This is a genomic window from Polaribacter sp. Asnod6-C07 (assembly GCF_045063625.1).
In the GTDB taxonomy this organism is placed as follows: Bacteria; Bacteroidota; Bacteroidia; order Flavobacteriales; family Flavobacteriaceae; genus Polaribacter; species Polaribacter vadi_A.
The window spans coordinates 1,274,585-1,299,200 of record NZ_JBEFOF010000005.1; the positions used below are offsets into that span (position 1 = coordinate 1,274,585).

General features: G+C 27.8%; 26 protein-coding genes. 12 read left to right on the forward strand and 14 right to left on the reverse strand.

Annotated features, from left to right (window positions below):
• Window positions 1-84 precede the first annotated feature (84 nt).
• Window positions 85-609 (forward strand): hypothetical protein, encoded by a 525-nt coding sequence (locus ACJJVK_RS05280; protein WP_405563939.1) that lies wholly within the window; start codon window positions 85-87, stop codon window positions 607-609.
• Here ACJJVK_RS05280 and ACJJVK_RS05285 read toward each other — a convergent pair.
• A complete protein-coding gene (locus ACJJVK_RS05285) occupies window positions 606-1,460 on the reverse strand; it encodes a hypothetical protein (protein WP_405563942.1) in 855 nt (284 codons plus the stop codon). The two genes, ACJJVK_RS05280 and ACJJVK_RS05285, sit on opposite strands and share 4 nt — an antisense overlap.
• Before the next feature lie 161 nt (window positions 1,461-1,621).
• On the opposite strand from ACJJVK_RS05285, the gene ACJJVK_RS05290 reads away from it, so the two are divergent.
• The 5 genes from ACJJVK_RS05290 (at window position 1,622) to ACJJVK_RS05310 (ending at window position 9,780) form a co-directional block, all read left to right on the forward strand.
• Complete coding sequence (locus tag ACJJVK_RS05290) at window positions 1,622-5,005, forward strand: DUF4175 family protein (protein WP_405563944.1); 3,384 nt, start codon at window positions 1,622-1,624, stop codon at window positions 5,003-5,005.
• Window positions 5,006-5,007: 2 nt separating this feature from the next.
• Window positions 5,008-6,483: a hypothetical protein gene (locus ACJJVK_RS05295; RefSeq protein ID WP_405563946.1), complete on the forward strand. Its 1,476-nt coding sequence runs from the start codon at window positions 5,008-5,010 to the stop codon at window positions 6,481-6,483.
• Window positions 6,480-6,902, forward strand: coding sequence for an rRNA maturation RNase YbeY (gene ybeY, locus ACJJVK_RS05300; RefSeq protein ID WP_405563948.1), 423 nt, complete (start codon window positions 6,480-6,482; stop codon window positions 6,900-6,902). The genes ACJJVK_RS05295 and ybeY overlap by 4 nt, the downstream gene beginning before the upstream one ends.
• A gap of 29 nt (window positions 6,903-6,931) precedes the next feature.
• The gene (gene mnmG, locus ACJJVK_RS05305) at window positions 6,932-8,809 is read left to right on the forward strand and encodes a tRNA uridine-5-carboxymethylaminomethyl(34) synthesis enzyme MnmG (protein ID WP_405563951.1); all 1,878 of its coding nucleotides are present in this window, start codon (window positions 6,932-6,934) and stop codon (window positions 8,807-8,809) included.
• Window positions 8,810-8,922: 113 nt separating this feature from the next.
• Window positions 8,923-9,780: a class I SAM-dependent methyltransferase gene (locus tag ACJJVK_RS05310; protein WP_405563952.1), complete on the forward strand. Its 858-nt coding sequence runs from the start codon at window positions 8,923-8,925 to the stop codon at window positions 9,778-9,780.
• A 144-nt stretch (window positions 9,781-9,924) separates the two neighbouring features.
• On the opposite strand, the gene ACJJVK_RS05315 is transcribed toward ACJJVK_RS05310, so the two are convergent.
• The 6 genes from ACJJVK_RS05315 to panB all read right to left on the reverse strand — a co-directional run bounded on the left by ACJJVK_RS05315 (window position 9,925) and on the right by panB (window position 13,695).
• A complete protein-coding gene (locus ACJJVK_RS05315) occupies window positions 9,925-10,323 on the reverse strand; it encodes a DoxX family protein (protein ID WP_405563955.1) in 399 nt (132 codons plus the stop codon).
• 4 nt (window positions 10,324-10,327) lie between these two features.
• On the reverse strand, window positions 10,328-10,687 hold the full coding sequence (locus tag ACJJVK_RS05320) for a hypothetical protein (RefSeq protein ID WP_215994503.1): 360 nt from the start codon (window positions 10,685-10,687) through the stop codon (window positions 10,328-10,330).
• 38 nt (window positions 10,688-10,725) lie between these two features.
• Window positions 10,726-11,112, reverse strand: a complete 387-nt coding sequence (locus ACJJVK_RS05325; protein ID WP_405563957.1) for a VOC family protein — start codon at window positions 11,110-11,112, stop codon at window positions 10,726-10,728.
• Between the two features lie 3 nt (window positions 11,113-11,115).
• Window positions 11,116-11,574 carry a DUF1801 domain-containing protein gene (locus tag ACJJVK_RS05330; RefSeq protein WP_405563959.1) on the reverse strand — a complete coding sequence of 153 codons (459 nt, stop codon included), beginning with the start codon at window positions 11,572-11,574 and terminating at the stop codon, window positions 11,116-11,118.
• 24 nt (window positions 11,575-11,598) lie between these two features.
• On the reverse strand, window positions 11,599-12,537 hold the full coding sequence (locus tag ACJJVK_RS05335; protein ID WP_405563962.1) for a 2-hydroxyacid dehydrogenase: 939 nt from the start codon (window positions 12,535-12,537) through the stop codon (window positions 11,599-11,601).
• A gap of 339 nt (window positions 12,538-12,876) precedes the next feature.
• Window positions 12,877-13,695 (reverse strand): 3-methyl-2-oxobutanoate hydroxymethyltransferase, encoded by an 819-nt coding sequence (panB, locus tag ACJJVK_RS05340; protein WP_215994507.1) that lies wholly within the window; start codon window positions 13,693-13,695, stop codon window positions 12,877-12,879.
• Between the two features lie 137 nt (window positions 13,696-13,832).
• On the opposite strand from panB, the gene ACJJVK_RS05345 reads away from it, so the two are divergent.
• The 4 genes from ACJJVK_RS05345 to ACJJVK_RS05360 all read left to right on the forward strand — a co-directional run bounded on the left by ACJJVK_RS05345 (window position 13,833) and on the right by ACJJVK_RS05360 (window position 15,948).
• Window positions 13,833-14,312 (forward strand): nuclear transport factor 2 family protein, encoded by a 480-nt coding sequence (locus ACJJVK_RS05345; protein ID WP_405563965.1) that lies wholly within the window; start codon window positions 13,833-13,835, stop codon window positions 14,310-14,312.
• A gap of 28 nt (window positions 14,313-14,340) precedes the next feature.
• Window positions 14,341-14,907 (forward strand): sigma-70 family RNA polymerase sigma factor, encoded by a 567-nt coding sequence (locus tag ACJJVK_RS05350; RefSeq protein ID WP_215994509.1) that lies wholly within the window; start codon window positions 14,341-14,343, stop codon window positions 14,905-14,907.
• Window positions 14,908-14,910: 3 nt separating this feature from the next.
• The gene (locus tag ACJJVK_RS05355) at window positions 14,911-15,174 is read left to right on the forward strand and encodes a hypothetical protein (RefSeq protein ID WP_215994510.1); all 264 of its coding nucleotides are present in this window, start codon (window positions 14,911-14,913) and stop codon (window positions 15,172-15,174) included.
• Between the two features lie 132 nt (window positions 15,175-15,306).
• A complete protein-coding gene (locus ACJJVK_RS05360; protein WP_405563969.1) occupies window positions 15,307-15,948 on the forward strand; it encodes an O-methyltransferase in 642 nt (213 codons plus the stop codon).
• A 1-nt stretch (window position 15,949) separates the two neighbouring features.
• On the opposite strand, the gene ACJJVK_RS05365 is transcribed toward ACJJVK_RS05360, so the two are convergent.
• Window positions 15,950-16,231: a twin-arginine translocase TatA/TatE family subunit gene (locus ACJJVK_RS05365; protein ID WP_215994512.1), complete on the reverse strand. Its 282-nt coding sequence runs from the start codon at window positions 16,229-16,231 to the stop codon at window positions 15,950-15,952.
• Between the two features lie 270 nt (window positions 16,232-16,501).
• Between ACJJVK_RS05365 and ACJJVK_RS05370 the strand changes: the two genes are divergently transcribed.
• Window positions 16,502-16,999 (forward strand): hypothetical protein, encoded by a 498-nt coding sequence (locus ACJJVK_RS05370; RefSeq protein ID WP_405563971.1) that lies wholly within the window; start codon window positions 16,502-16,504, stop codon window positions 16,997-16,999.
• 142 nt (window positions 17,000-17,141) lie between these two features.
• Here ACJJVK_RS05370 and ACJJVK_RS05375 read toward each other — a convergent pair whose 3' ends face one another.
• Window positions 17,142-17,603: an RNA methyltransferase gene (locus tag ACJJVK_RS05375; RefSeq protein ID WP_405563973.1), complete on the reverse strand. Its 462-nt coding sequence runs from the start codon at window positions 17,601-17,603 to the stop codon at window positions 17,142-17,144.
• The gene (gene mutS, locus ACJJVK_RS05380) at window positions 17,603-20,176 is read right to left on the reverse strand and encodes a DNA mismatch repair protein MutS (protein WP_405568314.1); all 2,574 of its coding nucleotides are present in this window, start codon (window positions 20,174-20,176) and stop codon (window positions 17,603-17,605) included. The genes ACJJVK_RS05375 and mutS overlap by 1 nt, the downstream gene beginning before the upstream one ends.
• Before the next feature lie 124 nt (window positions 20,177-20,300).
• Here mutS and ACJJVK_RS05385 point away from each other — a divergent pair, with 124 nt between their 5' ends.
• Window positions 20,301-20,834, forward strand: coding sequence for a TrmH family RNA methyltransferase (locus tag ACJJVK_RS05385; protein WP_405563975.1), 534 nt, complete (start codon window positions 20,301-20,303; stop codon window positions 20,832-20,834).
• A 126-nt stretch (window positions 20,835-20,960) separates the two neighbouring features.
• Here ACJJVK_RS05385 and mgtE read toward each other — a convergent pair whose 3' ends face one another.
• Genes mgtE through ACJJVK_RS05405 form a run of 4 tightly spaced genes read right to left on the reverse strand, consistent with a single transcriptional unit; the run spans window position 20,961 to window position 24,569 of the window.
• The gene (gene mgtE / locus ACJJVK_RS05390; protein WP_215994517.1) at window positions 20,961-22,310 is read right to left on the reverse strand and encodes a magnesium transporter; all 1,350 of its coding nucleotides are present in this window, start codon (window positions 22,308-22,310) and stop codon (window positions 20,961-20,963) included.
• The gene (gene rsmA, locus ACJJVK_RS05395) at window positions 22,300-23,103 is read right to left on the reverse strand and encodes a 16S rRNA (adenine(1518)-N(6)/adenine(1519)-N(6))-dimethyltransferase RsmA (protein ID WP_215994518.1); all 804 of its coding nucleotides are present in this window, start codon (window positions 23,101-23,103) and stop codon (window positions 22,300-22,302) included. The genes mgtE and rsmA overlap by 11 nt, the downstream gene beginning before the upstream one ends.
• A 2-nt stretch (window positions 23,104-23,105) precedes the next feature.
• Complete coding sequence (locus ACJJVK_RS05400; protein WP_405563978.1) at window positions 23,106-24,227, reverse strand: tetratricopeptide repeat protein; 1,122 nt, start codon at window positions 24,225-24,227, stop codon at window positions 23,106-23,108.
• Between the two features lie 12 nt (window positions 24,228-24,239).
• Window positions 24,240-24,569 (reverse strand): DUF4286 family protein, encoded by a 330-nt coding sequence (locus ACJJVK_RS05405; RefSeq protein ID WP_215994520.1) that lies wholly within the window; start codon window positions 24,567-24,569, stop codon window positions 24,240-24,242.
• Window positions 24,570-24,616: the final 47 nt, after the last annotated feature.

Genomic DNA, 24,616 nt, shown 5'->3' on the forward strand with positions numbered 1-24,616 from the left:
CAAAGATAGTTTTTCTGTTAGATAAGAGAAATTAGAGGTAAGAAAAATAATAATGTATTATTAAGAAAACCATATCTTTATTATATGAAAGAGATTATAATTAAATCTATAGAAGATAAATTAGGTTGGTCAGAAAGATCATTTATAAAAATGAGTGATAAAAAGGCTGACTATTTAGAAATTCAAGATTGTTTTTGGAGTTTTTTATCATCTACGCAACAAGTTAGATTTTACTTCTCAAAATATATTCATCATATGAATAGTGATTTGTCTAATAAAAAGAAAAGTGAATTAGTCAAAAAGAATCTTGATAATTGGAAAAAAAACTCTTTGATTAAAGAAGAAGTTTTAAGTTGGAACTTATTAAATGAATTAAGAAATGAAGATACACATGATGAATCCGTTATAACTAATTATGAAATTAAAGATTTTAAGCTTTCTGATGGAAATGGAAATTTAATTTCTGATGGTAGAGGTGTTATATTATCTTTTGGTGTATCTGGTTATTATGTAAGATATAAAAATAAAGATTATGAAATAATAGACTTATCAAAAAATGGTTTAGAAAGTTCAAAAAAATTATTAGAATATTTAGAAAATAAACTTTAAAACTTCTTATAAACACCAACAGTTAATGCTACTTGCTTAGCAACATTGTTGCCAAAAAATGCAGCTGGTAAACTTGCTGTAACACCAAAATCTTTTGTGAATTCTCTTATTGCTTTTACACCAACAACTCCATATTCTTGATCGTTTACATATAAAGAAGTTACCAAATTTTTATCAGGTAAATTAATATCTCCGTCTTTAAAAGATTTCTCAATATCTAAAAAACCAATTAACCAAAATTTATTTCCTAGTTTTTTACCATATTCTCCACCAATTTTAAAGTTGTTAGAATAATTATTGGTTCTAATTTTTGCACCAATAAAAGATTGCAAATAAGAATTAGTAAAACTTTTACCTGCTAAAAATAGGGGAGTTAAAGTAAAAGCATCATAGCTAGTTCTTATACCCGAATTTTTATAAAAAGTACTTGTATTTGTTTCTAAAGAAAATTGCCCAGATAACAACCAATCTTTTTTATAGAAATTATGTTTTAGGTTAATTTCAATATTTCCTAAAGCAGTTTTAGTTTCATTTATTGTTTGTGAACAATCTCCAAAACAATCTATTGCAGGATCTAGATATTTTAAATTGTTTATTGAAATTAATTTTAAAGGTGCATTTACAATTAGAGTTGTGTTATTTGTTAAACCATATTCTGTATAGAATTGCAAAGTATTATCGGATATTTCTCCATTTATTGCATAATCAGGATCACCAAAAAAGTTATCATAATTAGCTATAGTTGTAAAAGAAAGTTGTGTGTAAAATTTTCCTTTTTCTTGTGTCCAAGGTCCCTGAGCAAATATAGAAATACTTAAAAGTAGAAATACAATTTTGGTAAGCTTTAGCATAAGTTTAGTTTTTAATATTTAGTTAGTAGAAAACCATTTTAAATACTTACAAGGGTTTCTTTTTATAAGATACATAATTTTGATATTGGTTGCGTAAATAATTGTTTTAACAATTATTTTGTGGATGATCTTGTCAAATACATTATTTTTATTAGTTGATTATGAAAGCATTCGAAAACATACAGCACAAATTAAATCAGTTTACACGAAAATTTTACACAAGTGAATTGATAAAAGGAATAATTCTATTTTTTTCATTAGGTTTTTTATATTTCTTTTTTACGCTTTTTTTAGAATTTTTTTTGTGGCTAAAACCAACTGCTAGAACTATTTTGTTTTGGGTGTTTATAATTGTAGAAGTTTTTTTACTGATAAAATTTATTGCCATTCCTATTTTTAAATTGATAGGTTTTAGAAAAGGAATTTCTTTAGAAGAATCTTCAAAAATTATAGGTGCTCATTTTCCAGAAGTAGGGGATAAGCTGTTAAATGTTTTACAACTTAAAGAAAATGCAAAACAATCTGATTTAATTTTAGCGAGTATTAATCAAAAATCTGAAGAACTAAATCCTATTCCTTTTGTAAAAGCAATAGATTTTAAACATAATTCTAAATATTTAAAATATGCAATTGTACCTATATTAATTTATGTAATAAGTTTATTTACTATTTCAAATGGTTCTTTAACTCAGAGTTTAGATCGTGTAGTAAATTACAGAACTGCTTACAATCCTCCAGCACCATTTTTATTCTCAATTGCTAATCAAAGTTTACAAGTTTTACAAGGAAAATCAATTACAATTAACGCGAATACAATAGGAAATGTTAGTCCAAATGAAGCAAAAATAATTTATAATAATCAACAATATTATTTGCAAAATAATGGTAATTCATCTTTCTCATATACTTTTACAGATGTTCAAGAGCCCATTAATTTTTATGTTGAAGCAAATGGAATTCAATCTCAAGATTATAAGATTGAAGTTATAGGCACACCAACAATTCACAACATTTCATTAGATTTAAAATATCCAAAATATTTAGGAAGGAGAAATGAAACCATTCAAAATTCAGGAAATTTAATTGTTCCTGAAGGCACAAATATTACTTGGTTGGTTCAAACTAATCAAACAGATAGTTTGGCTTTCATCAATAAAAATAAAAGTGATTCTTTTTCTAAAGTTTCTACTGATAATTTTGAGTATAAAAAACAAGTTAGAAATGCTTTAATTTATCAAATTTCATCATCAAACAAAAACCTAAAAAATTACGAGAATTTACAATTTTCTGTGGATGTTATTAAGGATGAATTCCCGTTGATTTCTTTAACTTCTAATATTGATAGTATTACAAGAGGCGTTGCTCAATTTGCTGGTCAAATTTCTGATGATTATGGTTTACGTAATTTACAATTGGTTTATTATGATGTAAATAATTCTGATAAAAAAGAGTTATTTAACCTTCAAATAAGCAATCAAAATATACAAAATTTCTTTTATCAATTTCCTGATGGATTAAATTTATCGAAAGGAATTAACTATGAATTATATTTTCAAGTTACTGATAATGATTATGTTAATGGAAATAAATCAACTAAAAGTAAGATTTTTAATTACAGACAACATACTGAAGACGAATTAGAAGATCAACTTTTACAAGAACAAAGAAATACGATTAACGATTTAGAAAATTCTGTTCAAAAACAAAAAAAGCAACAAGAACAATTAGAAAATATTCAACAAGAATTACAGAATAAAAAAAGTATTAATTGGAACGATAAAAAGAAAGTAGAAAGTTTTATTAAGCGTCAAGAACAGTATAAAAAAATGATGCAAAGACAAACTGATCAACTTCAAGAAAACTTAGATGAAAAGCAAGAAAAAAATGAATCTTTACAAGAAAAAAAGGAAGATTTAAAAGAACGAATTAAGGAACTTAAAAAGTTAGAAAAGCAACAAAAATTGTTGGATGAAATTCAGAAAATGGCTGATAAACTTAATAAAGAAGATCTTGTAAAAAAGGCCAAAGAATTAGCACAACAAAATAAACAACAACAGCGTAGTTTAGAGAAAACTTTAGAAATGGTAAAACGTTTTTATGTTGAACAAAAAACTATGCAAATTGCAAATAAAATAGAAGAGTTATCTAAAAAGCAAACAGATTTAGAAAAGGAAGAAAATGGTAGTTTAGAAGAACAAAAAGACATCAAAAAAGAATTCGAAGATATTAAAGAAGAATTGGAAGAACTCAATAAAGACAATGAAAATTTAAAAGATCCAATGGAGTTGCCAGATGTTGACGAAGAGAAAGAAGATATAGATAAAGAACTTAAAAAATCTGAAGAAAATTTAGAACAACAAAACTCAAAACAAGCAAAACAAAGTCAGAAGCAATCATCACAAAAAATGAAAAAGATGAGTGCAAAAATGCAAAAATCTATGATGGATATGCAAAGTGAATCTATGGAAGAAAATATGGAAGACCTGCGTAAAATTTTAGAAAACTTAGTTATTTTTTCTTTTCAACAAGAACAATTAATGGACAAGTTTACAGAAACATCTACAACACATCCAGACTTTGGTAAAGACTTAAAAAAGCAAAATGAAATAAAAAGATATTTTGAACATATAGATGATAGTTTGTATGTTTTAGCAATGCGTGTTCCTAAAATTTCAACTAAAATTCAAGATGATCTTTCTTCTGCACATTACAATTTAGATCAATCTTTATATAATTTTTCTGAAAATAGATTTAATAACGGAATTTCTAATCAACGTTATGTAATGACAGCTACTAATAATTTGGCAGATTATTTAAGTAATATTTTAAATAATATGAAGAACAGTATGTCAATGAAAATGGGAAAAGGAAAACCAGGAAAAGGACAAGGTTTTAGTTTACCAGATTTAATTAAAAAGCAGGAAGGCTTATCTGAGAAGATGAAAGATGGAATGAAAAAGGGTGATGAAAAGGGTAAAGGTAAAGAAGGTAATAAACCAGATGAAAATGGTAAGCCAGGAGAAAAAGGAAAGAAGGGTAGTAGTGGAAAAGGAAGTAAACCAGGTGAAGGTAAAAACGGACAAAAAAATGGAGAAGGAGAAGGTTCTAATGATGATTTAGATGGTGAATTGTATGAAATCTTTAAACAACAATCTCAATTAAGAGAAGAATTGCAGAATGCAATTAAAGAAAGTGAAAACGGAATAGAAGGAGGAAATGGAAATGCAAAAAAAGCATTAAAATCTATGGAAGAATTAGAAAATGATATTCTAGAAAAAGGTTTTAACGAAGCAACACTTCAAAAAATGCAAAATTTAAATTACGAATTATTAAAACTTGATAAAGCTGCTTTAGAACAAGGTAAAGATAAAAAACTTAAATCAAATACAAATCAAAAAGAAACTCAAAGAAACAAAGTAAAAGCGCTTAAATTTAAACAGCAGTTCTACAATCAAATAGAAATATTAAATAGACAATCCTTACCTTTGCAGCAAAATTATAAAAATAAGGTCAGAGAGTATTTCTCTGATCCTAAAAATGATTAGTAATGAAAAAAGTAATTATTGTATTTTTCTTTTGTGCTTTTACAAGTTTAGTAAATGCAAATATTAATGTTTTTAACGAAATAACAATACCAAAAGAATTTAAAACAGAAAACACTTTTTCTGGTGATTTATCAGACAAAGATTCTTTTCATTTAATTTTTGCAAAAAATAAAAAAACAAAAAACTATAAAGTTTTCTCATATCTATTTGATGGTAATACCTCTGTTGAATTACCAAGTTTAATAAATGAAAAATCTTATGGAGTAGTTTCTTTTCATCAAAAAAATAATATTTTATCTTTATTGTTAAGCTACAAAATAAAAAAGGAGTCTTTCGTTAAAACAGTACATTATAATCTTAAAACTAAAGAAAAAAAAGAGTTTGAAGCTGTTTCTCATAATGATTTTATGACATCAATTAGAAAAAAAGATCAATCTATTTTAATTTATAAAACAGATGATGCTTTTATAGTTTCTTCTTTTGTTGGTAACAATAAACCAAATTCTAAAGAGTTAGCTTTAGATAAAGATTCAGACGTAAAAAGATTTTTTAAAAATGAATCTGTTACTTCAATAAAAACAGATGAGTTTGTGGCAAATGGTTCTACTAATAAAGTTCGTTTGTATTTTGAAAATAATACACTTTTTTTCACTCGAGATTCTGATGAACCTTTTAACTTTAACGTTGGTGGAATTCCTTTAAACAATAAAAAAGCAAATATTACTGAATTACTAAAATTCAATTTGAGTGAATCAACATTAAAACCTGTTTTTTTTACTTTTGAAAATGCAAATGGAGAGAAGTTTAAAAAAGCAACTTCTTTTTTTACTAAAGATAAACTCTTTCAATTGGCACTTTCTAAAAAAGCTGGGTTTATTAATATTGCTGATGTAAATACAGGTAAATCTTTAAATGTAATTGCTTTTGATGAATTACTTTCTAATAAAATTAAAGGAAATCCAGAATTTCAAGGAATAGAAAAGTTTTTAAAAAATGCAGGTAAAAATAAATACAATGCTACAATAACTGCTAATAAAACTAAATCAGATAAAATTAGAGTTAGGGTAGATTATGTAGATATTTCATACAACTATAATTACAATTGGTGGTGGCATCACCAACAGTTTATGTGGCATATGCAACAACACCAAATGCAAATGATACAACAGAATATTCAAAGAAATATACCTTCAGGTTTTGGCCCAAGAGTTGTTGATGATTATGTGTTTGAAAATGCTATAATTTTAAAAGAAAAACGTTTTTTTGAATTATTAATAGATTTAAATGGAGATCTTATAAATGAAGAATTACCAGAAACTATTTACAAAGAAATTGATAAAAAAGAATATATAGACAAACTAGATGAAATCTCCACTTATTCTAATGAATCTAGTTGTTTCTTAAAAGATAGTTTTCGCTTTATTGCTTATGATAAAAAGAATAAAAAATTTGTAATTCAAACAAATACTATAAAATGATAACGTTTAATTATGAAACAGAATTCAATTTAAAATACGAGAAAATTTTAGAAAATTGGATTAATAATATTGTTATTGATAAAGGTTTTGAAATTGGTGAAATCAATTATATTTTCTGTGATGATGTTTATCTCCATAAATTAAATGTTGAGTTTTTACAACACGATACTTTAACTGATGTTATCAGTTTTGATAATTCTTTAGGTAAGCTTATTAATGGGGATATTTATATTTCTATAGAGAGAGTAGAAGATAATGCAAAAGATTTTAAGGTTTCTTTTGATGATGAATTACACAGAGTAATGATTCATGGTGTTCTACATTATATGGGTTTCAAAGATAAATCCGAAGAAGAAAAAAAAGAAATGAGAAGTGAAGAAAACAAAGCTTTGTCAATATATAATCTAGAAAAAAAATAAAAAGTTTCACGTGGAACTATTATAAAAAAATGAGTTTATTTTCAACAACATACGATGTCATTGTAGTAGGTGGAGGGCATGCAGGAAGTGAAGCTGCTGCTGCTGCTGCAAATATGGGTGCACACACTTTATTAATTACAATGAACTTGCAAAACATTGCACAAATGAGTTGTAATCCTGCAATGGGTGGAATTGCAAAAGGACAAATAGTAAGAGAAATTGATGCTTTAGGAGGTTATAGTGCAATAGTTACAGATAAGACAGCTATTCAGTTTAAAATGCTAAATAAATCCAAAGGACCTGCTATGTGGAGTCCAAGAGCTCAATCAGATAGAATGCAGTTTGCAGAAGCTTGGAGAACGATGTTAGAGCAAACTGAAAACGTAGATTTTTATCAAGATTCTGTAAATGGTTTATTGTTTGATGATGATAAAATTATAGGTGTAAAAACTGCTCTAGGTTTAGAAATAAAAGCAAAGACGGTTGTAATAACTGCTGGTACTTTTTTAAATGGATTAATCCATATTGGAGAGAAAACATTTGGAGGTGGTAGAGCAGGAGAAGGAGCTTCTACAGGAATAACAGAAGATTTAGTTGCAAAAGGTTTTGAATCTGGTAGAATGAAAACAGGAACACCACCAAGAGTAGATGGTAGATCTTTAGATTATTCTAAAATGTTAGAACAACCAGGAGATGAAAATACTGAGAAATTTTCTTATTTACCAGTAACTAAAAATTTGGTAAAACAACGATCTTGCTACTTAACGTATACCAATTTAAAAGTACATGAATTATTAAAAGAAGGTTTTGATAGATCACCAATGTTTAATGGTAGAATCAAATCTACAGGACCTAGATATTGCCCTTCAGTAGAAGATAAAATTAATCGTTTTGCAACTAAAGAAAGACATCAAATATTTGTAGAACCAGAAGGATGGACAACTTGCGAAATGTATGTAAATGGGTTTTCAACTTCTTTACCAGAAGATATTCAAGATAAAGCTATAAGAGCTATAGAAGGTTTTAAAAATGTAAAGTTTTTAAGATATGGTTATGCAATAGAATATGATTATTTTCCACCAACGCAATTAAAACATTCTTTAGAAACTAAGTTGATTAAAAACTTATTCTTTGCAGGTCAGATTAATGGTACAACAGGTTATGAAGAAGCGGCTGCTCAAGGATTAATGGCAGGTGTAAATGCAGCTTTAAAGGTGCAAGAAAAAGAGCCTTTTATCTTAAAAAGAAATGAAGCTTATATTGGTGTTTTAGTAGATGATTTAATTACAAAAGGTACAGAAGAGCCTTATAGAATGTTTACCTCTAGAGCTGAATATAGAACCTTATTAAGACAAGATAATGCAGATTTAAGATTAACGCCTAAAGCTTTTGGACTTGGTTTAGCTTCTAAAGAAAGAATGGATCGTGTTTTGGAAAAGCAAAGAAAAACAGATTTATTAATTCAGTTTTTAGAAAAAACAAGTGTTAAGCAAGAGGAAATAAATCCTATTTTAGAAGCTAAAAATTTAGCATTAGTAAATCAGTCTATGAAGCTTTTTAAAATTGCTGCTAGACCTCAATTAAATTTTTCTGATTTTAAGAATGTTGAAAAACTAAGTGTTTTTTTATCAGATAATGCTATTGATAAAGAAGTAATAGAACAAGCTGAAATACATTTAAAATATTCTGGTTATATAGCTAAAGAAAAGAATAATGCTGATAAGTTAAATCGATTAGAAAATGTAATGATTCCTTCTAGTTTTAATTATCAAAAAGTAAAATCTTTATCTTTTGAAGCTAGAGAAAAATTAAGTAAAATTCAACCAACTTCAATTTCTCAAGCAAGTAGAATTAGTGGAGTTTCACCAAGTGATATTTCAGTTTTATTAGTTTATATGGGTAGGTAATTTATCTGTAATTTTATAGATGTTCCTCGTGGAACAAATTAAAATTTATTACAAGGATAACACAATATTTAATTCCTGCTTAGGCAGGAATTTCAATTTTAAGATGATTAGAAATGAATAGCAAAATTGATTTTTATAAAGATTTAAAACCTTTTTTAGATTGTAAGGATTTCACAGTTTCTGGTGAAGTTTATCAGGTAAAAAAGAATGAGGAGTTTGATATGTTAGTTACAGTTCCTGTTCCTGAAAATTTAGGAGATTATTATAAAAGCGAAGATTATATTTCGCATACAGATTCTAAAAAATCTTTATTTGATAAAGTGTATCAATCTGTAAAAAACATCACCTTAAAAAGAAAACTAAAATTGATTAATTCTTTTAATACTTCTTCAAAAAATATTTTAGATGTAGGTGCAGGTACAGGAGATTTTTTAAAAGTTTGTGCAACTAATTCTTGGAATGTTTTTGGATCAGAACCAGATCTTGGAGCAAGAAATATTGCTTTAAAAAAAGGAATTTCTTTAGAAGAAGATTTATCAAAATTCAATAATAATCAATTTGATGTAATTACTCTTTGGCATGTTTTAGAACATGTAGAAAATTTAGAAGAGTATATTTCAACTTTAAATAATTTACTTACTAAAAATGGTAAATTGATTATTGCTGTGCCAAATTATAAAAGTTACGATGCAAAACATTATCAACAATTTTGGGCTGCTTTTGATGTGCCTAGACATTTATGGCATTTTTCTCAAACATCAATTGCTAAATTATTCTCAAAAGAAAATATGATTGTAGAAAAAAGTTTACCAATGAAGTTTGATGCTTATTATGTTTCTTTGTTAAGTGAAAAATATAAATCTGGTGCTATGAAACCAATTTCCGCATTTTTAAAAGGATTCAAATCGAATTTAAGTGCAAAAAGCACAAATGAGTATTCTTCTTTAATATATGTACTTAAAAAGAAGTAAAAACGGGTTTTAAATAGTTTAAAATTTAATTTATTTTTAAAACAGTAGAAATACCTTGGTAAAAAAATAAAAGCCCTTAAAACTTAAGTTTTAAGGGCTTTTTATATAGTTAAATATTATAGTGAATTTATAAATTAATAGATTTTAGTTATTTAATAAATATACACCTAAAAGGTTAATGATAAAATAGACACCTAAGCTCATTGCACCTGGATAATCTTTTGCAAGACGTTGCCCAATGAGCATAAAAATTAAACTGATTGCAGAAAGCTCTAAACCTAGTAAAGCAATTTCTTTTGTTTCAGAATTATAAATTTGATAAATTCCTATCATCATTAAAATAGATGCAATTATTTCTATAACTAAAAGTATCGCTAATAATAAAGGAACAATATTTTTTAAAGGCGAGTTTTTAAAATGATCTTTAATAAAAGAAACATTGCCTTTCCAATCAAACAACTTTTCAACAGAAGATAGAAAAAATGTTATTATTAAAAATAAGAGAATTAAAACTTCTGTTGGATAGTTGGATAAAAACTTCATCTAATTATTTACTAGTAATCTTCTTTAAGAAGTTTTTTACTTTTGCAGTAGCTTCCTTAATTTCTTCTTGAGCATCTTCTGCAAAATCAGCTAAATGTTCTGCAGCTTCATGTGCAAATTCTGATCCTTTTTCAGATATAATATCAAAAGCTTCTTTTGCATCATCTGTAAATTCAGTTGCCTTTTGTTTTACTTTTTCTATGTTTTCATCAGTAAAAGTTTCACTGATTTTTTCTTTAGCACCATCAATTACATTTTTAGCACCGTCTTTAATTTTAGAGGTACTATCTTGTGTGTTTTCGCTAAAATTTTGTGCGCTTTGTTGAATTGGTTTACGGTATAAATTACCTTTTTTATATAACATAATAATCTGATTTATAGTTAATTAATTACTTATTAAATTTATTTAAAAGCCTGATCTACAGGTTCCCAAAGTTCTATTTTATTACCTTCGTTATCTAAAATCCAGCCGAATTTACCGTATTCAAATTCTTGTATTTCACCTACAATAGTAACACCTTCTTTTTTTAATTCTGATAACAATTCTACTAAATTTTCGACTCTATAATTAAACATAAAGTCTTTTTTTGATGGTTCAAAATAATCTGTTTTTTTGGCAAAAGGGCTCCATTGAGTAGAAGCGTCATTGCCTTGTTTGTCTTTCCACCAAAAGGTAGAACCCCAATCATCAGTATTAAAACCTAAGTGCTTTTTGTACCAATCTTTTGCTGCTTTTGGATCTTCAGATTTAAAAAATAAACCACCAATTCCTGTAACTCTATTTTTCATTTTTTATTTCTTTTTTATAGTAGTTTCGTATGTATTTACCCAATCGTCTACAGATATTTTACGAACTAATTCTGCAATTAATTCATAAGGAATTTCATCCATTTTTTTAAAACGCACACAACTTTTACCCATATCTAATTTACGTTTACAATGTTTTGGATATTCTGCAACAAACCAATCGTAAATTTTTTGGTTAGCATAAATGCCTGAATGATAAAAGTTAACAGAGTTTTTTTGTGATGCAAAACTCATAAAAGGTAAAGGTTCTTTTGGGTTGCAATGATAACCATCTGGATAAATAGAATGAGGTACAAAATAGCTGATAAAGTTATATTGCATACCTTCTTCAAAACCATCAGGTAAGTTGTCTTTTATGGTTTTTCTTAATTTGTGTAAAGTTTCTTTTCGTTCTTCTGGAACTTGAGAAATATAATTTTCTGGTGAATTTGCTTTGTATTGCATAACATCATTTTTGATGACAACAAGTTAACAAAATTTTGCTTGTATTTTATCAACAATTGTTTGTGCCAATCTTTCTTTACTTTCAACAGTCCAGCCAGCAACATGAGGAGATAAAAGCACATTCTCTGAATTGATTAAGTATTGAAAAGCTTCTGGCATTTTATCATCAGAAAATAAGTTTTCGAAAGACGATTTTTCATATTCTAAAACATCTAATCCAGCACCTAAAATTTTATTTGATTTTAAAGCATCAACTAAATCTTTGGTAACTACAGATATTCCACGTGCAGTATTTATCAACCAAAAATTCTTTTTAAAATTCTTGATAAAATCTGCATTTATCATATTTTTAGTAAGCTCAGTTTGTGGAGTGTGTAAACTTAAAACATCAGCTTTAGCTTGTAATTCTGATAAAGGAACTTGTTTACAATTAGCATCACCAACATTAGGTTTTATGTCATAACAAATTACATCAACATCAAAACCACGTAATTTTTTTGCGAAAGATTTACCCATATTTCCATAACCAATTAAGCCAACAGTTCTTCCATCAAGTTCAATTCCTCTATTATCTTCACGCAACCATTTTCCGTTTCTAACTTCTTTATCAGCTTTATTTAACTTGTTAAAAAGAGATAAAAGCATTCCTAAAGAATGCTCGCCAACAGCATTTCTATTTCCTTCTGGAGCAGCAATTAACGCAATGTTTTTTGATGCTGCATAATCGCAATCTATATTTTCTAAACCAGCACCAACTCTACCAATAAATTTTAGGTTTGTGGCTTTGTCTAAAAAAGATTTATCAATTTTAAATCGACTTCTTATGATAAAACCATCATACAAATGAATTTTAGCTTCTATTTCTTGTTTTGATGAAGTATAGTCTTCATCATTTGTAAAACCTAAATCATTCAATTGATTTATTAATAAAGCATGATTTGAATCTAAGTGTAGAATTTTCATATACAGATTATTAGATAGTTGGACTTTTAGATTTTTAGAGTGGAACTAAATTTTGATAGCATTTATTTAATCCATTTTGTAATCAGTAAAAATAGAGCCATTAATGGCAAAATATAATAAATCATAAAGCTAAAAACTTTTAAGACTAAATCAAATAACGGAATTAAATCTTTATTTAATTTAAAAATAAAATTACGAACATATTTTTTCAGAAAAATTACATATAAGAATGCAATAAAAAGAGAGAATAAAATATATAGAGTGAAATAAATTTTTTCAGAAATATCCATTAGTTATTCTAGATTTATTTCCTTCCCTTTGGGAAGGTTAGGATGGGCCTTAATACTGCTCTTTATCACTAGGGAAATCTCCAGACTTTACATCTTGAACATAACTTTTAAAAGCGCCAGTCATATCTGCAAATAAATCTAAATACCTACGCAAAAACCTTGGGTTAAATTCGTGAGTCATACCAATCATATCATGGGTAACTAAAACCTGACCATCAACACCATTTCCTGCACCAATTCCAATAACTGGTATAGAAATAGCTTCTGCAACTTTTTGTGCCAAAGCAGCAGGTACTTTTTCTAAAACAATTGCAAAACAACCTATTTTTTCTAACATTAAGGCATCTTGCATTAATTTTTCTGCTTCCTGTTCTTCTTTTGCTCTTACTGTATAAGTACCAAATTTATAGATAGATTGTGGCGTTAACCCTAAATGACCCATTACAGGGATTCCTGCATTTAAAATACGTTTTATAGACTCTTTTATTTCTTTACCACCTTCTAATTTAATAGAATGTGCACCAGATTCTTTCATAATTCTAATTGCAGAACGTAAAGCTTCTTTTGGATCTGATTGATAACTACCAAAAGGTAAATCTACAACAACTAAACAATGCTCTATACCTCTAATTACAGAACTTGCATGGTAAATCATTTGATCTAAAGTAATAGGTAAAGTAGTTTCATGACCAGCCATAACATTAGAGGCAGAATCACCAACTAAAAGTACATCTAAACCTGCTTTATCTAAAATTTTTGCCATGGTATAATCGTAAGCTGTTAGCATAGAAATTTTCTCTCCATTTGCTTTCATATCTACCAATGATTTTACAGTAATTCTTTTGTACTGTTTTTTTCCTAATGACATATTATTTAAATTTTAGACTTTGGTAAAAGTAATAAATAAAACAGATGTTTAGCCAGTTAATATTTCGTTAATAAAGTTTTCTTAACTATTGTTATTCAATATTTTAATTAAATTTATAATTTTAAATTAAATTTATAATGCATAAAATTATTACTTATTTAGTAATTCTTATTTTTTCTGTAACCATTTCTGCTCAACAAAAATCAGAAGAAACTGCTGTTAAAAAAGTAATAGAAACTTTTTTTGAAGGTTTGCATAAAGGTGATAGTACCTTGCTTAAAAGTACTTTGCATAAGAACATTAAAATACAAACAACATCTACCAATAAAGAAGGTGTACATATATTAAAAACAGATACTAAAGAAAAATTGTTAATATCTGTTGCAAATAAGAAACTAGAAGATATTTATTTAGAAAAACTACTTTCTATTGATATTAAAATTGATGAAAATTTAGCTTCTGTATGGACACCTTATGAGTTTTATTTTAATGGAAAATTTAGTCATTGTGGAGCCAATTCTTTTCAATTATTTAACAATAATGGCAATTGGGAAATTATTTATTTGGTAGATATGCGAAGAAGAGAAAATTGTAAAGCCTTAAAAGAAAAAAAATAGCATTATATTTGGTCTTTTAAAATTTAAAATGCCTCAAACAGAAGTTACTTTAACACCAGATAAATGGATAGACAATTATGCAGATTACCTGTTTAATTATGCTGTTGTACGTGTTAATAACAGTGATTTAGCAAAAGATTTGGTACAAGAAACATTTTTTGCAGGGCTTAAATCTGCTAAGAATTTTCAAGGAAAATCTACAGAAAGAACCTGGTTGGTTTCTATTTTAAAAAGAAAAGTAATAGATCATTACAGAAAAATTAATTCTAAAAAAGGACAAGCTGAAGTTAGAATGAATTTTTATAGTGATGGAGAAAATGAAGGAAGTTGGCTAGAAGAAAGAGTACCACAAAGTTGGGATAATGCTTCTGAAAAAACAATAGAAAATGAAGAGTTAAGAAGCCAAATAGACGTTTGTATAGATAATTTACCTGATAAATATGGAATGGTTTTTAGAATGAAAACCATTCAAGAATTTGAAACAGAAGAAATTTGTAAGGAGTTAGATATTTCAGCGTCAAATTTATGGGTTATCATACACAGAGCCAGAACACAATTAAGGAAGTGTATGGAAGATAACTGGTTTAATAATTAAGATATGTTTAAAAAATTTATTTTAACTTGCGATGAAGCAACTACCATTTGTGACAAAAATCAATATGGTGAAGCTACATTTTTAGAAAAAGTTAAATTAAACCTTCACTTTTTAAGTTGTAGAATCTGTTTTAAATACACAAAACAGAATATGAAATTGACTAAAATTTATAAAAGTCATTCTAAAAGCTGCAAAAGTTTAAAACACTGTATGAGTGAAGAGGATAAATTAGCACTAAAAGAGCAATTAAAAAATATTAAAGTATAGAAGAAGTTTTTTTTCGGTTTTCTCAAAACCGTATTTTTGATTTTTTGTTAGATTGACGGAATTTATAGAGATATAGATTCCGTTTTTTTATATTTTTGAAAGCTTATTTATTACCTGTAAACCATTTATTAAATGCATTTTTTACCAGAAAAAATAGACAACTATGTTGTAAACCATTCACAACAAGAACCTATAATTTTAAAAGAATTAAGTAAAGAAACTTGGCAAAAGGTTTTAAATCCTAGAATGTTAAGTGGTGCTTTTCAAGGTAGAGTATTGTCTATGCTATCAAAGTTAATTCAACCAAAAACCATTTTAGAAATTGGTACATATACAGGTTATTCTACTTTATGTCTGGTAGAAGGTTTATCAACAAAAGGTAAAATAATTACTATTGATAAAAATGAAGAACTAGAAACTTTACAAAATAAGTATTTCGAAAAATCGGGTTTTAGAAATCAAATAACACAGATTGTTGGAGATGCCACAAAAATTATCCCAGAGATAAAAGAGAATTTCGATTTGGTTTTTATTGATGCAGATAAATCGAATTACATCAATTACTTTCATTTAATTATTGATAAAATGAATCCTGGAGGAATTATTTTATCTGATAATGTATTATGGAGTGGTAAAGTTGTAGAAACTTTAAACCCTAAAGATACTGACACAAAAATACTTTTAGAGTATAATGCTTTACTAAATAATGATGATAGAATTGAAACAGTTTTATTACCAATAAGAGATGGCTTAACTGTAAGTAGAGTAAAATAACCTACATATTTCTTTTAATAGGCCCAGTTAAATCGTCGATATTTTCTTTAACACCTTTAATTTCTTTGTTAATATTTTTGGCAATATCAGTATCAACACCATACTCTTTAGAGCTGTTATTAATTTCTTGCTTAATATCATTTGTAGCATCTTTTACTTGACGCATGCCTTTACCTAAACCTCTAGCAATTTCAGGAATTTTGTCTGCACCAAAAACCATTACTACTATTAATAGAATAATAAAAACCTCTGGAGCACCAATAAATAAGAAATGTATGTTCATAACTATTGCAAAGATAATGGTTATTACTTTAGATTTTTAAAAAAAATTATATTAAAAATTGCTTTTATTTCGCATTTTTACAGTCCTTTTTTAAATTATTTTTAAATTTTATTTTTAATTTCACCCATTATTAATTGTTTAAGTGGTTTAAAAACAATTATTTAAGTTTGTTTTAGCTTTACTTTTTATTAACGTTTTTTTTACTTTAGCTCATTTGCATATATTATAAAAAAGTGTAACTTTGCTACAGTAACCCTTAAACCCCTTATAATGAAACCCCTAAAAAAAGTCGCAGCGTTAGCTGTGGTATTAATTGGTATATTATCATTTAATACAATTGAAAACTCTCCTGTAAAACCAGCACTAGATTTAAACGAATTAGACATAGCTAAAATTTTAGAAAAGCAACAATCTGAATGCAGACCAGATTGCGATTTTATGTTTAATGTAGAAACACAACTAATTAAAAAAATTAGAGGTGGTAATAATATAAATGCCAAAGTTTATATTACAGAGAAATCTACAGGTAGAACTAGTTTACTTTCTCAAGAAAACATTCAGATTAAAAAATACAAAGATGCAATTGCTATAGAAGGTCTTGTTTCTGGTGATAACTTTAAAAACACAATTTTAGAAAATGGTGATAAAGTTATTAGTAACTCTGGAGACCAACAATATGCTTTTGATGAGCTAATAAAAAATGAAGCAATTTATAATAGCTACATCAATGCTACTAACGAATTATTAAGATTAAAGAGGTCTATTTAGAAAATATTTGATTACCCCTAAAACACCCCTAGAATCTAAAACCTAAAGGCTATATGCTTTTAGGTTTTATTTTTTTATAAACTTTAATATTCTATAAATGAAATTGACAATATTATAAATAGCAAAAAAGAGGAAAGACTTATTATAAGTTAAGATTTATTTTAGTTTGTCTATCATACATTACAATGCTACCAGCTACAGCAACATTTAAGCTTAATTCAGATTTAAATTTTACTAAATGATGCGATTTTTCAATAGCTAATTTCGATAATCCATGATCTTCTGCTCCTAGTAAATACACACAACGTTTAGGGTGTTTAAACGATTCTAATTGAACTGATTTTTCATCTAATTCTACACCCACTAACATTGCACCTTTTGGTAAATTATTAAAGAAATCATCGAAGTTTTTATAGTGAAAATAAGGCATTGCACCAGTTGCTTTATGAGTATCACAAGCTTGTTTTGCATATCTATTACCAATAGTAAAAATATAACTTGCACTCATATTTTGGGCAGATCTCCAAAGAACACCTAAGTTTTCAGGCGTTTTTCCATTTTGAATTCCTATTCCAAAAAAGCCTTGTTCTAAATTATTTACCATTATTTTTTTACCAACATTCTCTTAATCTCATTTAACTTCATTAGAGCTTCAATTGGTGTTAAAGTATCAATGTTTGTAGATAAAATTTCGTCTCTTAAATTTTCTAATAAAGGATCATCTAACTGAAAAAAGCTAAGTTGCATTTCTTCATGCTGTGTTTGTTTTAAAGCATCCTTTACTTCATCATTTTTATTATTTTTTTCTAATTGTGCTAGTATTTTATTGGCTCTGTGAATCACCATATTTGGCATTCCAGCCAATTTTGCAACGTGAATTCCAAAACTATGATTAGAACCACCAGAAACTAATTTACGTAAGAAAATAATGTTGTCTTCCAACTCTTTTACAGATACATTAAAGTTTTTAATGCGCTCAAAAGTTGTGGTCATTTCATTCAATTCATGATAATGTGTGGCAAATAATGTTTTTGCTTTTGATGGATGTTCGTGCAAGAACTCAGAAATTGCCCAGGCAATAGAAATACCATCATAAGTAGAGGTTCCTCTACCAATTTCATCTAACAAAATTAAACTGCGCTCAGAAACGTTATTTAATATAGATGCAGTTTCGTTCATTTCTACCATAAACGTAGATTCGCCCATAGAAATATTATCACTAGCACCAACTCTTGTAAAAATCTTATCTACAATTCCGATTTTTGCATTTTGAGCAGGCACATAACTTCCCATTTGCGCCAATAAAACAATCAAAGCAGTTTGTCTTAAAATAGCTGATTTACCAGACATATTTGGCCCAGTAATCATAATAATTTGTTGCTGATTTCTGTTTAAAACAACATCATTAGCAATATAAGTTTGATCAATAGGAAGTTGTTTTTCAATTACAGGATGCCTACCGTTTTTAATATCTAAATCTGTACTTTCATCCATAATTGGGCGTACATAATTGTTATCTACAGCCAATACAGAAAAAGATAATAAACAATCTATTTTTGCAATGATTTGAGCGTTTTCTTGCACAACATCAACAAACTGAATAATGTATTGCAATAGTTTAGAGAAAATTTCTTGTTCTAATTTTGCAATTTTTTCTTCTGCTCCTAAAATTTTGGTTTCGTATTCTTTAAGCTCTTCAGTAATATATCTTTCAGCAGAAACTAAGGTTTGTTTTCTAACCCATTGTTCAGGAACTTTGTCTTTATGTGTGTTTCTAACTTCTATGTAATAGCCAAAAACATTATTGAACGCAATTTTTAAACTGGTAATTCCTGTTGCTTCAGTTTCACGAGCTAACATATCATCTAAAAACTGTTTTCCTGATGATGAAATTGCACGTAAATCATCTAATTCTTGATGTACATTGTTGGCAATTGCATTTCCTTTATTGATGTTTACAGGAGCATCATCAAATAAAGTTTCAGAAATTTTAGTAATTAAGTCTTCGCAAGTATGTAATTGTTTTCCAAGTTGCTGAACTGCTTTGTTTTTACTTTTTTCAGCCTCACTTTTTATGGGCAAAATAGCTTTTAAAGAATCTTTTAAAAGTACAATTTCTCTTGGTGAAGCTTTGCCAGTTGCAACTTTTGAAATGAGTCTTTCTAAATCTGAAATTTGTTTTAGCTGATAGGTTACAGTTTGAGAAAATTCATCAGAATCTATAAAAAACTTTACCAATTCATGACGATTTTTAATTTCATCAATATTTTTTAAAGGCAAAGCCAACCAACGTTTTAAAAGTCTTCCACCCATAGGTGAAATAGTTTTATCAATAACATCTAAAAGCGTAACTGCATTTACAGAATTTGGATTGTACAATTCTAAATTACGCACCGTAAAACGATCCATCCAAACATAATTATCTTCAGCAATTCTGCTGATATTTTGAATGTGTTTTAACTGATTATGTTGTGTTTCTGATAAATAATACAATACTGCACCAGCAGCAATAATTCCGTTTTTTAAATCTTGAACACCAAATCCTTTAAGCGTTTTTACTTCAAAATGATTTTGTAAAGTTTCGTTAGCATATTCTTTTTGAAAAACCCAATCGTCTAAATAAAAAGTGTAATATCTATTTTCAAAAAGTTCTAAGAATTTTTGTTTGTTTTGTTTCTGAACTAAAACCTCACTTGGGTTGAAATTCTGCAGTAATTTATCAATATATTCTGCTGTTCCTTGAGCAACTAAATATTCGCCAGTAGAAACATCAAGAAATGAAATTCCGAGTTGTTTTTTATCAAAATGAACAGCAGCTAAAAAGTTATTGGTTTTGCTTTGTAAAACTTCATCATTTAAAGAAACTCCAGGAGTAACCAATTCTGTAACTCCACGTTTTACAATGGTTTTGGTCATTTTTGGATCTTCTAACTGATCGCAAATGGCAACACGCATTCCTGCTTTTACTAACTTTGGTAAATAGGTATTTAAAGAATGATGAGGGAAACCAGCCAAAGCTGTTTCAGAATCTGAACCTGCACCACGTTTTGTAAGGGTAATTCCTAAAACTTGAGCTGCTTTTTTAGCATCATCACCAAAAGTTTCGTAGAAATCTCCAACACGAAAAAGCAACATAGCATCAGGATATTTTGTCTTGATTGTATTGTACTGTTTCATTAAAGGAGTTACCTTTTTCGCTTTCTGTTTTGCCAAGTTTTTGGAAATTTTCAATTAGTTTTGCGAAGGTAAAAATTAGTAAGCAGTTTACAGTAGCAGTTTGCAGTGAACTTATTCACAAGATATGAGGAAATTAAAAAATAATGAGTTAGGTAGAATTTCGGTTAATGAATTTAAAGCGGTTGAAAAAACACCAATTATTGTGGTTTTAGACAACATTAGAAGTTTAAATAATATTGGTTCTGTGTTTAGAACTAGTGATGCTTTTTTGATTGAAAAAATCTATTTGTGTGGTATTTGTGCAACTCCGCCAAACAAAGACATTCATAAAACGGCTTTGGGTGCTACAGAATCTGTAGATTGGGAATATGCTGAAAGTACACTTTCAGTTGTTCAAAATTTACAAGATTCAAAAGTTAAAGTTTTGGCCATTGAACAAGCTGAAAACTCTACAAAATTAGATGCTTTTTTGCCTGAAAAGAATCAGAAATATGCAATTGTAATGGGTAATGAAGTAAAAGGAGTACAACAAGAAGTGGTAAATGCCAGCGATTTTTGTATTGAAATTCCGCAATTGGGCACCAAACATTCTTTAAATATTTCTGTAACTACTGGTGTTGTAATTTGGGATTTGTTTACGAAGATTAGAAGTTTATAATCTTGAGCTTTTATCTAAAAACAAAAAGTTAACAAACAAGTTTAGCCCAGTTTGAATGGGATGTTTGAGCTCTTTTTGTTTTTACAAAAAAGCGAGTAATGAAAGCTGGAAATAGCTTCTAAAAAACTAAATTCCTAAAATCATTTTTGCAATCATAAAGTAAATTAAAATTCCGAAAATATCGTTAGATGTTGTAATAAATGGCCCAGTTGCAATTGCAGGATCTATGCCTCTTTTATCTAAGAATAAAGGCACAAAAGTACCAATTAAACCAGCTACAATAATTACAATAACTAAAGAGCTAGAAATGGCTAAGGCTGTGTTTATTTTACCTTCGTAAACCCAAACAAATAGAAAAAGAAAAATGGCTAGAATAATTCCGTTTAAAGCAGCTAATAACATTTCTTTTATTAACCTGCTGTTAATGCTTCCTTTTACATCGTCGTTGGCTAAACCTTGCACAATAATTGCTGATGATTGTACACCAACATTACCAGCCATTGCAGCAATTAAAGGTGTAAAAAAGAATAATGATGCGTATTTTTCGAAAACACCTTGAAAACCTTCCATAATTATAAAGGCTCCAATACCACCAATTAAACCTAGAAATAACCAAGGTAAACGTGCTTTTGTAAGGTCTAGAATACTATCATCAGAATCTACATCTTGCGTTAAACCTGCTGCTAATTGATAATCTTTGTCTGCTTCTTCTTTTAAAACATCAACAATATCATCAATGGTAATTCTACCTAATAAAACGTTGTTGTCATCTACAACTGGTATGGCTTCTAAATCATATTTTGCCATAATTTTGGCTACTTCTTCATCATCTTCGTGCACGTTTACAGCATCTACTTTTGTTTTTAAAATATCTGCAATATGTTGGTCTGATTTGGCAATAATTAAGTCTTTTAAAGACAATCTACCTACCAATTTATCTTCTTTATCAACAACGTAAATAGAATGAACTCTTGTAACGTCTTTGGCTTGACCACGAATTCTTCGCATACAACCAGCAACTGTCCAAGTTTCATAAACCTTTACCAATTCTTTTGCCATTAATGCACCAGCAGTATCTTCTCCATAAGAAAGTAATTCCTTAATATCTGCTGCTAATTCATCATCATCTATGGCTTTTATTACACGTTCTTGGCGCTCTTCTGAAAGTTCTCCAATAATATCTGCTGCATCATCAGAATCCATTTCACCTACTTCATCTGCAATTTCTTGTGCAGATAAATTTTCAAGAATTTTCTCACGAATATCATCCTCTAATTCTGTAAGAATTTCAGATGTTTTTTCGCTATCTAATAGCTTGATTATATAAATAGCTTCTTCGAAATTTACTTCATCTAAAACTTCTGCAACATCTGCATAATGCACCTCCTTAAACAATTTGGTAATTGCAGCATCGTTGTTGGTTTTAATAAGTGTGGAAAGGTTTTCTAGAAATTCGTCAGTGATTTCAAATACCATTTTCTGCGAGTTTTTGCGTGAGTGAAATAAACTCCAAAACCGATAATTGTTCTGGTCTTCGCGCAAAGATAGGGTCTTCTTTTAAAGTATCCGAAAGTTTAAAGGACTTTAAACTGGTACGTAACATTTTTCTTCTTTGATTAAAAGCAGTTTTAACCACTCTAAAAAATAATTTTTCGTCCACAGGTAAAGAATAATCTTTTTTTCTGATAAGACGAATTACACCAGAATCTACTTTAGGTGGTGGATTAAATACAGTTGGTGGTACTGTAAAAAGATATTCTACATCAAAAAAAGCTTGTGTTAAAACAGATAGAATTCCGTAGACTTTAGAACCTTCTTTTTCTGCAATTCTTTTAGCTACTTCTTTTTGAAACATACCAGCAAATTCTGGTACATAATCTCTGTATTCTATGGCTTTAAAAACAATTTGAGTAGAAATATTATATGGAAAATTACCAATAATGGCTACTTGTTTTTTATTAAAAATATCTTCGATATTTTGTTTTAAAAAATCGCCTTCTATAATCGCAAATTTTTCTTTGGATGTATTTAAGTTGAGGTGTTCTACAGGAAAAACATCTTTTAAATAAGCAACAGATTCTCTATCTAATTCTAAAACAGTAGTTTTCACTTTTTTCTGTAAAAGATATTTGGTTAAAACACCCATTCCTGGACCAATTTCTAAGACGTTATCATATCCTTTTTCAGTTAAAGCATCTGCAATATCTTTTGCAATGGTTTCATCTGTTAAAAAATGCTGACCTAAATGTTTTTTTGCTTTAACACTCATTTTTATGACTTTAGTTTTAAAATTATTTTTTGAGCTACCTCATTTTTTGGATTCAACTCTAGTGATTTTTTATAAGCTTTTATAGCATTTAAAGTATCGCCAATCTTTAATAAACTTTCTCCATAACTATCATACGTATTCCAAGCTTTTGGATATAATTCTATGTTAAGTTTAAATATCTTTACAGCTTTTTCTTTTTGATTTGCATTAAGATATGCATAACCCAAAGAATTAATATAGTTTTCTGAAATTGTGTAAATAGAATTATTTTTGTCTTGTTTTTTTACAATTTCTATAACTTCATCTATAGATTTACCATCTTTTAATAGCTTTTCTAGTTTTATCTTTTGGTCAATTACTCTATCAATAGAAGGATAAGGGTTTTTAAGTTTATTATTTATTAAGTTAAATAACACATTAATTTCATTTAACATTGTTTCAAACCCTCTTACTTGATCAATTTCTGTTATGTTTTTTAAATTATAAGCAGCATTTACAATTAAAGCAATTTCATCTAAATTAGCTTCTACATTTAAATTTTTAAAAATACTTTTTTGTCCAATTTCTTTTTGAGTTAAAATAACATTGGGTGTAAAACCTAGTTTTGTAGCTTCTATAAGTCCTTTTGCAAAATTATCATAATTACCAGAGGTTATACTTATAAAAACATTTTGTTCGTTCTTTAGATCTATTAATTTATTTCTAATTTTTTCTGGCATTAATTTAATATCACCTGTAGATTGTAAGGTTTCAATAGTGTTGGTATTAAATTTTAAATAAGGGTAATAGTAATTTAGTTTAAGTTGGCTAAGCACAAGTGCTTTTAAATTTTTTTGTTTAGCAAAATTTGCCCTATACGTTTTATAAAGATCAATATTAACGTTTAAATTTTTAATTTCTGTTTTTAAATATTGATGATCTTTACTTAAATCTTGAAGAATTTGATTATAGTAAGTTTCTCTAATTTCGTCTTTTTTATTGTTTTCATTTATATTATTGATTTGTAACGCAATTAAAATTCCGATTACAACCAAAATAATTTCTCCTAAAGCATAAAAGAAATAACTTTTAAATTTATTTTCTTTTAAGAGTTTTTGACGAATTTTTCTAAAAAACTTAATCATCTATTTTAAAGGTTAATTACTAACGTTTGTAGGATAAAATTCTTTTATCAACTTTAATTCAGTTCTAAAAGCTAACATTTTATTGCCAAATTTTTTTGCAATTTCTATGCGTAAATCGTCTGCATCTTCATTGTAATAATCTTCTAAATCTTCTCTGGTTTCTGCTGTATATTGCACAGAATAGGTTTTGCCACCCATTTCTTCATCAACCAAAACTTGGGTAAATTTAGCCGATTGAAATTTACCTGTATTTAAAACATCTAAAATATGATTTTCCATCCAAGTTAACCATTCATCATGAACAGCATCATCTATATTTATAGTTACGTTGTATATGTACATAGTTCGTTTTTAGTAATGGTTTTTGTTGGTGGTTTAGTTGTTGTTTT

Excerpts from the sequence above, each read along its gene's own strand:
- ACJJVK_RS05355 (WP_215994510.1), top strand. The coding sequence starts at position 14,911 with ATGTTTAAAAAATTTATTTTAACTTGCGATGAAGCAACTACCATTTGT.
- panB (WP_215994507.1), bottom strand. The coding sequence starts at position 13,695 with ATGTCATTAGGAAAAAAACAGTACAAAAGAATTACTGTAAAATCATTG.
- ACJJVK_RS05290 (WP_405563944.1), top strand. The coding sequence starts at position 1,622 with ATGAAAGCATTCGAAAACATACAGCACAAATTAAATCAGTTTACACGA.
- ACJJVK_RS05310 (WP_405563952.1), top strand. The coding sequence starts at position 8,923 with ATGAATAGCAAAATTGATTTTTATAAAGATTTAAAACCTTTTTTAGAT.
- ACJJVK_RS05315 (WP_405563955.1), bottom strand. The coding sequence starts at position 10,323 with ATGAAGTTTTTATCCAACTATCCAACAGAAGTTTTAATTCTCTTATTT.
- ACJJVK_RS05350 (WP_215994509.1), top strand. The coding sequence starts at position 14,341 with ATGCCTCAAACAGAAGTTACTTTAACACCAGATAAATGGATAGACAAT.
- ACJJVK_RS05335 (WP_405563962.1), bottom strand. The coding sequence starts at position 12,537 with ATGAAAATTCTACACTTAGATTCAAATCATGCTTTATTAATAAATCAA.
- ACJJVK_RS05405 (WP_215994520.1), bottom strand. The coding sequence starts at position 24,569 with ATGTACATATACAACGTAACTATAAATATAGATGATGCTGTTCATGAT.
- ybeY (WP_405563948.1), top strand. The coding sequence starts at position 6,480 with ATGATAACGTTTAATTATGAAACAGAATTCAATTTAAAATACGAGAAA.
- ACJJVK_RS05285 (WP_405563942.1), bottom strand. The coding sequence starts at position 1,460 with ATGCTAAAGCTTACCAAAATTGTATTTCTACTTTTAAGTATTTCTATA.
- ACJJVK_RS05295 (WP_405563946.1), top strand. The coding sequence starts at position 5,008 with ATGAAAAAAGTAATTATTGTATTTTTCTTTTGTGCTTTTACAAGTTTA.
- mnmG (WP_405563951.1), top strand. The coding sequence starts at position 6,932 with ATGAGTTTATTTTCAACAACATACGATGTCATTGTAGTAGGTGGAGGG.
- ACJJVK_RS05360 (WP_405563969.1), top strand. The coding sequence starts at position 15,307 with ATGCATTTTTTACCAGAAAAAATAGACAACTATGTTGTAAACCATTCA.
- ACJJVK_RS05385 (WP_405563975.1), top strand. The coding sequence starts at position 20,301 with ATGAGGAAATTAAAAAATAATGAGTTAGGTAGAATTTCGGTTAATGAA.
- ACJJVK_RS05365 (WP_215994512.1), bottom strand. The coding sequence starts at position 16,231 with ATGAACATACATTTCTTATTTATTGGTGCTCCAGAGGTTTTTATTATT.
- mgtE (WP_215994517.1), bottom strand. The coding sequence starts at position 22,310 with ATGGTATTTGAAATCACTGACGAATTTCTAGAAAACCTTTCCACACTT.
- ACJJVK_RS05330 (WP_405563959.1), bottom strand. The coding sequence starts at position 11,574 with ATGCAATACAAAGCAAATTCACCAGAAAATTATATTTCTCAAGTTCCA.
- ACJJVK_RS05320 (WP_215994503.1), bottom strand. The coding sequence starts at position 10,687 with ATGTTATATAAAAAAGGTAATTTATACCGTAAACCAATTCAACAAAGC.
- ACJJVK_RS05325 (WP_405563957.1), bottom strand. The coding sequence starts at position 11,112 with ATGAAAAATAGAGTTACAGGAATTGGTGGTTTATTTTTTAAATCTGAA.
- ACJJVK_RS05345 (WP_405563965.1), top strand. The coding sequence starts at position 13,833 with ATGCATAAAATTATTACTTATTTAGTAATTCTTATTTTTTCTGTAACC.
- rsmA (WP_215994518.1), bottom strand. The coding sequence starts at position 23,103 with ATGAGTGTTAAAGCAAAAAAACATTTAGGTCAGCATTTTTTAACAGAT.
- ACJJVK_RS05370 (WP_405563971.1), top strand. The coding sequence starts at position 16,502 with ATGAAACCCCTAAAAAAAGTCGCAGCGTTAGCTGTGGTATTAATTGGT.
- ACJJVK_RS05280 (WP_405563939.1), top strand. The coding sequence starts at position 85 with ATGAAAGAGATTATAATTAAATCTATAGAAGATAAATTAGGTTGGTCA.
- mutS (WP_405568314.1), bottom strand. The coding sequence starts at position 20,176 with ATGAAACAGTACAATACAATCAAGACAAAATATCCTGATGCTATGTTG.
- ACJJVK_RS05400 (WP_405563978.1), bottom strand. The coding sequence starts at position 24,227 with ATGATTAAGTTTTTTAGAAAAATTCGTCAAAAACTCTTAAAAGAAAAT.
- ACJJVK_RS05375 (WP_405563973.1), bottom strand. The coding sequence starts at position 17,603 with ATGGTAAATAATTTAGAACAAGGCTTTTTTGGAATAGGAATTCAAAAT.